Source organism: Hymenobacter rubripertinctus, assembly GCF_003583925.1.
Classification (GTDB): domain Bacteria; phylum Bacteroidota; class Bacteroidia; order Cytophagales; family Hymenobacteraceae; genus Hymenobacter; species Hymenobacter rubripertinctus.
Genome location: NZ_QYCN01000101.1, coordinates 1 through 1,214, shown reverse-complemented (window position 1 = coordinate 1,214; position 1,214 = coordinate 1). Strand labels below are relative to the sequence as shown.

The 1,214-nt window shown below is 58.1% G+C and carries 2 protein-coding genes; both read right to left on the bottom strand.

What is annotated here, in order from left to right:
* Window positions 1–699, bottom strand: coding sequence for an IS630 family transposase (locus tag D0T11_RS21690; RefSeq protein ID WP_119657879.1), 699 nt, complete (start codon window positions 697–699; stop codon window positions 1–3).
* Window positions 700–704: 5 nt separating this feature from the next.
* The gene (locus tag D0T11_RS21685) at window positions 705–1,148 is read right to left on the bottom strand and encodes a helix-turn-helix domain-containing protein (protein WP_119657878.1); all 444 of its coding nucleotides are present in this window, start codon (window positions 1,146–1,148) and stop codon (window positions 705–707) included.
* Window positions 1,149–1,214 lie beyond the last annotated feature (66 nt).

The window sequence follows — 1,214 nt, the reverse complement described above, 5'->3', positions numbered from 1 at the left end:
CTAGTGTTCTGACAGTTTAATTTCGTCAGCTACTTTGGTCAATTGAGCGTATCTATTTTTCAACTTAACGCGGGCCTTTTCGGTGGTGAAGGACCAATTGACTTTGGTGGCGGCGACGTTGCGCCTGGCTTGCCAGGCTAAGGCCTCTTGTTCGAGTCGTTCCTGTGTGGCGATACGCTGATCCAGGCACTGGCGGGAGAGGGCGGCAAATTCGATTTCAGCCATGTTGAGCCAGGAGCCGTGTTTGGGCGTGTAGTGGAATTGGATGGTATGGCGCAGGTGGCGGGCCGTTTCGACGGGCAAGTGTTCGTAAAAGGCTCCGTAGGTGTGGGTGCTGTAGTTGTCTTGCACAAGCTGAATTTTCGCCGCCTCGGGGTAGTGGGTTTGCACGAGCCAGTCCATAAAACGGGCATAATCGCCTTTGTTTTTGGTCGTCGTTACCTGCAAGTGGCGCTGGCCCGTATCGATATTATAGGCAAGTAGCACGTTGCAAACGCCCTTTCGCACGTACTCCTGGTGTTCTTTTTGGGTCGCGTTGGGCTTGGGCGGCAGCGGCGTGAGCACATGGTCGAGCAGTTGGCACGGCCGCTCGTCGAAACATAAGCGCACCACGCCTGCTGCGGCCGGGGCGCTGTAGACGTCGAGCACGTCTTCCATGTTGGCCAGGTACTCGCCCGTGATGGTGCCGATGCACCACATTTCTTTTAGCCAGGGCTTGAGCTGGCTTTTTTTAACACCTGGCGAATCGTTTCCTTGGAAACGGCCGGTCCGTAGTCGAGCGAGACGAGTGTTTCGTTGAGCAGCGAGAGCGTCCAACGCGCCGCGCCGGTCGGCAAGTCGCTGCACGCCAGGCTGGTGATTCGCGCTTCCAGGGCGGGCGTTACTTTGGGCGGTTGCCCGCTGCGCGGACGCTCTTCCAGCGCCTGGGCCAGCCCCCCGGCCAGATAGCGGCTCTTGAGGCGGTAGTACTGGGTGGTGGAAATACCCACTTCGGCCTGTACAGCGGCTGCACTTTTGCCGCTGCTCATGGCCAGCAGGGCCCGGGCGCGCGCGATTTTACGGCTCTTGTGGGTGCCTTTTTTGACAATCGCCTGCAAGTTGGCGGCATCGGCGGGCGGTAGGACAACGGGTTTAGCGGGGCGAGGCATCAGCAAAAAACAGAAGGTGTCTACCCCTAACTGTTACAGACGAAATTAAGTTGACAGACCACTAGT